Here is a 6214-nt window from a genome sequence, read left to right as displayed (position 1 = left end):
TTTGCCGGCTTGGCGCTCGATGGCGGGCGGCTTTACGTGAACAAGACCGAGTTGCAGAACGCGGCCGATGGCTGCGCGCTGGCGGCCTCGTTCGAGCTGACCGGCGCGCCGAACATTCCGCGGGCCAACTTTCCCATCGCCGAGTCCGCCGGGCGATTGGTCGCAGGGCGCAACAAGGTCGGCTTCCAGGCCGCGGGCATCAACGCCACCGCGGGTGGCGACGTGACCGTCGAGTTCGGTACCGCACTCAGCGGCGGTGCCTGGGTCGGCGCAGGCGCCGCCACCGGGGCCTCGAAATACGTGCGCTGCACGATCCAGGAAACCGGCATCAGGCCGTGGTTCATGCAGGTGCTCGGCTTTGGCGACGCGACCGTGCGCTCGGGCGCGACCGCCAGCCTGGTGCCGTCGCAGCAGGCCTGCAACGCCATTCCGCTGGGCCTCTGTGCGAACGGCAGTGCTCCGACCTACGGGCTCGTTGCCGGCCAGTGGTACAGCGGCGGGTTCGCCAACGGCGACCAGCTCACCGGCAGCTTCAACTGGGTGGACTTCACCCCGCCCGGCGGTGGGGCGAGCGAAGCTTCTGGCATTCTCGAAGGGGGCGGCGTGTGCCTCTCGAACGTGGGCACGAACGTCGGGCAACCCGGGGCGATCCAAAGCTTAAGAAGGGCGTGGAACACCCGCTTCGGCGTCTACTCACCGAACTACAACCCCAACGATGTCAACGCCCCCAAGCCGGACCGTGCGGGCTACGCGTACCGGCCGCTGAACTGGCCTTCGCAGACCAACGCCTTGGCCAATTTCCTCGACATTCGCAGGCCGGCCAATGCGCCGTACGGCACCCCAGGCGCGCAGAACGGCAACACCATCACGGGACTGCAGGTCCTAAACAACAACACGGTGTTGCAGCCCCCCGCCTTGGCCACGCGCGGGACCAAGCGTCGCATCGTCTCCGCACCGATCTTGAACTGTCCGGCCCTGCGCGCCGGCCAGACCGTGCCGATCCTCGATTACGCCTGCGTGCTCATGCTGCACCCGATGGACAACGACAACAGCCTGACCATCTACATGGAGTACATCGGCCTGTCCAACGCCCCCGGCGGGCCTTGTGCCAGCTCGGGCATCCCCGGCGGCCCCACCAGCACCGGGCCCTTCGTCCCCGGGCTGGTGCAGTAGGAGCGTGCCATGAACAGCCGCCGCTGCCAGCCGATCAAACACCTGCCGCGCGCCGGCCGTCGGGTGCGCGGTGTTGCCGCGGTCGAGCTTGGCTTCACCATCGTGCCGCTGCTCATCCTCACCTTCGGCGTGACCGAATACGGGCGTGCCATCTTCACCTACAACGCGCTCGACAAGGCCACCCGTGACGCCGCCCGGCACATGACCTCGCCGAGCGTGGGTCGCAGGGCCGAGGCCATCAACCTCGCGGTCTACGGCAGCCTCGCTCCGACGGCCACACCGCTCGCGCCCGGCCTCGTGCCCGCGGACGTGGTGGTCTGCGACGCGGCGGACTCGAGTGGCTGCCCCGGCGAGCAGCACGCCAACGTGCCCATTCCCGGCGGGGGCGTGGCCGACCTCGTCACGGTGCGCATCTCGGGCTACACCTACACGTCGATCGTCACCTACGTGGCGCCCGCGACGCTGAACTTCAACAACATCAGCACCACGATGAGGTCGGAGTGAACAAGACCGCCCCTGCCTTCACGCGGCGCCAGAGAGGCGCTGCCGCCGTCGAGTTCGCGATCGTCACCGTGCTGGTGTTCTTCGCGCTCCTGCTGGGCGCCATGGAAATGGCGCGCCTGCTGTGGACCTGGAATGCCGCGGGCGAAGCCACGCGCCTGGGCGCGCGGCTGGCGGTGGTGTGCAGCATCGCCGACGCTTCCATCAAGACCCGCATGCGGGCGATGCTGCCGGCGCTGCAGGACGGCAACGTGACGATCAACTACCTGCCGGGCGGCTGCGACGAGCAGACCTGCCAGTCGGTGCGCGTCACCTTGGCCGGCTATACGCACGTGCCGATCATTCCCTTCGTGCCGCTGTCGATTGCGATTCCGCCTTTCCAGACGACGCTGCCCAAGGAATTCATGCAAAGCGCCGGCAATTCCGTGTGCAATTGACCGACGACACACCCGAGGCGCAGCGCGCAGGACCCCCATGAAAATCAAAGTCATCTCCCCGAACCTCGACCGCGCCGAGCAGGTGGCGCAGGTCGTGCGCGGCAGCGGCAGCGGGCTGGACGTGCGGGCCGCCGCCGGCTCGCCCCAGTCTCTGCTCGTCGCCGTCAACGGCAGCCGGCCCGGCCTGGTGGTGCTCGACGCGGTGGATGCTGCCGGCCTGGACGCCATCGAGCGGCTGACGCACGCCAACCCCCAGATCGAGCTGATCGTCATTTCGGCCGAGCAGTCGCCCGCCTTCCTCATGAAGGCCATGCAGGCTGGCGTGCGCGAGGTGCTGCCGCCGCCGGTGAGCGACGCGGCGCTGCAAGCCGCAGTTCAGCGCTACGCACGCAAGCGCCAGCCGGCGCCCGCTGCCCAGCAAGGCGAGGTGCTGGCCTTCATGGCCTGCAAGGGCGGCAGCGGCGCGAGTTTCCTGGCCGCCAACCTGGCGCACATGCTCTCCACCCGCGGCGAGCGCACGGTGGCGCTGCTCGACCTGGACCTGCAGTTCGGCGACGCCTTGCTCATGCTCAGCGATCAAAAGGCCGCCAGCGACGTGGCCGAGGTGGCGCGCAACATCGGCCGGCTCGACGCCGAGTTGCTGCGCTCGGCGATGGTGCAGGTGAGCGATACGCTCTCCGTGCTGCCCGCGCCGGCCGAGCTGTCGCAGGCACTCGAGGTGAAGGCCGCGCACATCGAGGCGATCATCAAGCAGGCGCGGCAGATGTTCGACTTTGTCGTACTCGACGTCGGCCGCTCGATCGACGCGCTCAGCCTGCAGGCGCTCGACCAGGCCACGCGCATCTTCCCGGTGCTGCAACTGAGCCTGCCGCAGGCGCGCGACGCCAAGCGCCTGCGCGCGCTGTTTCGCTCGCTCGAATACCCGTCGCAAAAAATCTGTTGGCTGGTCAACCGCTACCAGAAAAGCGGCGACATCACGCTGGAGTCGCTGCAACAGACGCTCGGCAACCAAACGGTGCGGACCATTCCCAACCACTTCAGCGCAGTGAGCGCCTCGGTCAACCAGGGCGTGCCGATCGACAAGCTTTCGCACAACAGCCCGGTGGCGCGCGCGCTCAATGCGCTGGCGACTTGGGTCGCGCCGGTGCAAGCCGGCAAGAAGGACGGTTGGCTGTCGAGCCTGTTCGGCGCCAGCACATGAACTAGCAGGGGGACACACCATGAGACTGCGCGAACAACTCGCCACCCAGCCCGAGCCCGAGGCACCCCGCATGGAGCCGCGCGGCGGCGACACGCCGGCCCAGGCCTCGCACGCCTACCAGCAGATGAAGTCGCGCGTGCATCAGCTGCTGCTCGGCCGCCTGGACCTCGAGGCGATGGAGGGCATGTCGCCGGAGCGGCTGCGTGCCGAGCTGAGCGCGCTGGTCGAGCGGCTGCTGATCGAAGAGAACGTGGTGGTCAACGCCGCCGAGCGGCGCAACCTGGTGCGCGACATTCAGCATGAGATGCTGGGCCTGGGGCCACTCGAGCCGCTGCTGGCCGACCCGACCATCTCCGACATCCTGGTCAATGGTGCGCAGCAGGTCTATGTGGAGCGGCGCGGCCAGCTCACCCTGACCGACGTGAGCTTCGCCGACGACGACCATCTGATGAAGATCATCGACAAGATCGTCTCGCGCGTGGGGCGCCGGGTCGACGAGTCGAGCCCGATGGCCGACGCGCGCCTGCCCGACGGCTCGCGCGTCAACGTGATCATTCCGCCGTTGGCGCTGGACGGGCCGGTGATGTCGATCCGGCGCTTTGCGGTGGTGCCGCTCACGGTGGCCGACCTGATCGAGTTCAAGACCTTCACGCCCGAGATGGCGCAGGTGTTGCAGGCGCTGGCCACGGCCGAGGTCAACATGCTGATCTCGGGCGGCACCGGCAGCGGCAAGACCACGCTGCTCAACATCATGTCGGGCTTTATCGACCCGGGCGAGCGGGTGGTGACGATCGAAGACGCCGCCGAGCTGCAGCTGCGCCAGCCGCATGTGGTGCGCCTGGAAACCCGCCCGCCCAACATCGAAGGCCGTGGCGAGGTCACGCAGCGCTCGCTGGTGCGCAATGCACTGCGCATGCGGCCCGACCGCATCATCCTCGGCGAGACGCGCGGAGCGGAGGCAATCGACATGCTGCAGGCCATGAACACCGGCCACGAAGGCTCCATGACCACGATCCACGCCAACACCGTGCGCGACGCGCTGGGCCGGCTCGAGAACATGCTGGCGATGTCGGGCATGAACCTGCCGCCGAAGGTGGCGCGCGGGCAGATCGCCGCGGCCATCGGCGTGGTGATCCAGGTGAGCCGTCTGACCGACGGGTGCCGCAAGATCGTCAGCATTGCCGAGACCACCGGCATGGAAGGCGACGTGATCACCATGCAGGAAATCTTCACCTACCGCCAGACCGGCGTGGACGCCGAAGGCGCGGTGAAGGGCTACTTCCAGGCCACCGGGGTGCGGCCGCGCTTCATGGAACGGCTGAAGTCGCGCGGCCTAAGCTTGCCCGAATCATTGTTCGACCCCGCGCGCCGCATGGAGTGAAAACATGGACACGAGCTATGTCTTGTTTGCGGTGCTGATGTTCGTCGCTGTGGTGCTGAGCATCGAAGGCGCCTACCAGATCTGGGCCTCCAAGAGCAGCGCCGAGGCCAAGCGCGTGGCGTCGCGACTGCGTGGTCTGGAGGGCGCCGCCGACGAGACGCCGCTGTCCATCGAGCGGCAAGCCGTGCGCCGACGCTGGAACTGGCTCGACGACAGCGTGGTGGCCGGCCTGCCGCAGGGGCCCGAGTTGCTGCGCTACGTGGAGACTTCCGGCACCGGCCGCGGCGTGGCCGAGATGCTGCTCTACAGCGCCGTGCTCGGCGCAGCAGGTGCCCTGCTGCCCTACATGCTGGCCAAGCCGTGGATGTTCTCGCTGCTGCTGGGCGGCATCCTGGCGTCGCTGCCGTGGTTCTGGCTTGCGCACAAGCGCACCAAGCGCATCGAGCTGTTCGAGCGGCAGATTCCCGAGGCGCTCGACCTGATGGGCCGCGCGCTGCGCGCCGGCCACGCCTTTTCAACGGCGGTGAAGATGGTCGGCGACGAGATGCCCGAGCCGATTGCGCGCGAATTCCGCACCATGTTCGACGAGACCAACTTCGGTGTGCCGCAAAACGAGGCGCTCGTTCGCCTGGCCGACCGCGTGCCAGTGGAAGACATGCGCTACTTCACCATCGCCGTGATGATCCAGCGCGAGTCGGGCGGTAACCTGGCGGAGTTGCTGGACAACATTGCCAGCATCGTGCGGGCGCGGCTCAAGCTGCTGGGCGAGGTGCGCACCTTGTCGGCCGAGGGCAAGCTTTCGGCCTGGATCCTGGGTCTGCTGCCGTTTTGCGTTGCAGCGCTCATCAATATCCTCAACCCGGAGTTCATGACCGTGCTGTGGACCGATCCGGTCGGGCTGCGCATGGTGGGCGGTGCGCTGTTGATGATGGTGCTCGGCGTGTTGTGGATGCGCAAAATTATCCGCATCCGCGTGTAGAGGAGTCGGACATGTCGCTGTTTCAGATTGGCTTTCTGGCGCTGGTGTTCATCGGCAGCTTTGCGCTGGTGTACTTCGTGGTGCAACTGGTGGGCGGCAATGCCGCGGCCGGCCGCATGAAGCGCCTGCTGGGTGACGCTGCGGTGTTCGACTCACCCACTGAGCGCTGGGTCGACCGGCTGGCGCGTGCGACGCGGCCGCTGGCCAAGCTGTCGGCGCCGGGAGAAGGCTTCGAGGCGTCGGCGCTGCGGCGGCGTTTCGTCAATGCGGGCATCCGCAATGCTGCGGCGCCAGCGGCCTATTTCGGCGTGAAGACGATCCTCGCGGTTGGCCTGCCGATGGTCACCTTTGCCGGCCTCACCCTGCTGGGCTCTTCGGTCAAGGGCACCAACCTGCTGATGTGGCTGCTGCTGGCTGCGTCTGTCGGCTACTACCTGCCCAATGTGGTGCTGTCGCGCATGGTGTTCCTGCGCAAGCGCGAAATCTTCGAAACTTTCCCCGACGCGCTCGACCTCATAACGGTGTGCATGGAAGCCGGGCTG

6 protein-coding genes and 1 pseudogene are annotated in these 6214 nt (G+C 67.5%); all 7 read left to right on the top strand.

What is annotated here, in order from left to right:
• The coding region (locus RMO12_RS12100; protein ID WP_309639490.1) for a Tad domain-containing protein at positions 1-1173 on the top strand (1173 nt) is incomplete at its 5' end.
• Between the two features lie 9 nt (positions 1174-1182).
• Positions 1183-1677, top strand: coding sequence for a TadE/TadG family type IV pilus assembly protein (locus tag RMO12_RS12095; protein WP_309625589.1), 495 nt, complete (start codon positions 1183-1185; stop codon positions 1675-1677).
• Complete coding sequence (locus RMO12_RS12090) at positions 1674-2111, top strand: pilus assembly protein (RefSeq protein ID WP_309639489.1); 438 nt, start codon at positions 1674-1676, stop codon at positions 2109-2111. The genes RMO12_RS12095 and RMO12_RS12090 overlap by 4 nt, the downstream gene beginning before the upstream one ends.
• A 37-nt stretch (positions 2112-2148) precedes the next feature.
• Positions 2149-3312, top strand: coding sequence for an AAA family ATPase (locus RMO12_RS12085; RefSeq protein WP_309639488.1), 1164 nt, complete (start codon positions 2149-2151; stop codon positions 3310-3312).
• 19 nt (positions 3313-3331) lie between these two features.
• Entirely contained in the window at positions 3332-4693 is a 1362-nt protein-coding gene (locus tag RMO12_RS12080) for a CpaF family protein (protein ID WP_405029671.1), read from the top strand.
• 4 nt (positions 4694-4697) lie between these two features.
• Positions 4698-5672, top strand: a complete 975-nt coding sequence (locus RMO12_RS12075; protein ID WP_309639487.1) for a type II secretion system F family protein — start codon at positions 4698-4700, stop codon at positions 5670-5672.
• 11 nt (positions 5673-5683) lie between these two features.
• A pseudogene (locus RMO12_RS12070) lies at positions 5684-6214 on the top strand (type II secretion system F family protein); the annotation flags it as partial.

Source organism: Methylibium sp. (genome assembly GCF_031393925.1).
Lineage (GTDB): Bacteria > Pseudomonadota > Gammaproteobacteria > Burkholderiales > Burkholderiaceae_C > Methylibium.
Note: the sequence above shows the minus strand (reverse complement) of the source record. Positions and strands in the feature narration are given on the sequence as shown.

Coding starts and splice junctions, on each gene's coding strand:
- RMO12_RS12095 (WP_309625589.1), top strand. CDS start 1,183: ATGAACAGCCGCCGCTGCCAGCCGATCAAACACCTGCCGCGCGCCGGC.
- RMO12_RS12085 (WP_309639488.1), top strand. CDS start 2,149: ATGAAAATCAAAGTCATCTCCCCGAACCTCGACCGCGCCGAGCAGGTG.
- RMO12_RS12080 (WP_405029671.1), top strand. CDS start 3,332: ATGAGACTGCGCGAACAACTCGCCACCCAGCCCGAGCCCGAGGCACCC.
- RMO12_RS12075 (WP_309639487.1), top strand. CDS start 4,698: ATGGACACGAGCTATGTCTTGTTTGCGGTGCTGATGTTCGTCGCTGTG.